At 62.4% G+C, this 502-nt stretch carries 1 pseudogene; it reads left to right on the plus strand.

Features of this window, described 5'->3' with window-relative positions:
- Window positions 1-89 precede the first annotated feature (89 nt).
- A pseudogene (locus CKO23_RS25265) lies at window positions 90-502 on the plus strand (sucrose phosphorylase); the annotation flags it as partial.

A 502-nucleotide genomic window follows, 5' to 3' on the forward strand; every position in this document is an offset into this window, starting at 1 on the left:
TCGTGAACCACGTCTCGTCGTCGTCGGCGTCCTTTGTGGACTGGTGCGCCAGGGGAGAGGCGTCTCCCTCGGCGGGCATGTTCCTCACCATGGCGTCGGTGTTTCCTGAGGGCGCGACGGAACATGACCTGACGACTGTGTACCGTCCGCGACCTGGGGTGCCCTTCACGCCCTATAGGGTCGCTGGTGAGCAGCGTCTGGTGTGGACCACGTTTACTCCTCAGCAGATCGATATCGATGTGGCGCATCCCGCCGCGCAGCGTTACCTGGACGCGATCCTCGACGAGGTCTCGCGCGCGGGGGTGACCATGGTGCGATTGGACGCGGTGGGCTATGCCATCAAGACGGCGGGCACCACGTGCTTCATGACGGACGATACCTACGGCTTCATCGAGGAATTTGCCGAGAAGGCTCGAGCCAAGGGTGTCGAAGTGCTTGTCGAGGTGCATTCGTACTTCGAACGGCAGATTGAGATCGGGGCGGCGGTCGATAGGGTCTACGA

Source organism: Thiocystis violacea (assembly GCF_016583565.1).
Classification (GTDB): domain Bacteria; phylum Pseudomonadota; class Gammaproteobacteria; order Chromatiales; family Chromatiaceae; genus Thiorhodococcus; species Thiorhodococcus violaceus_A.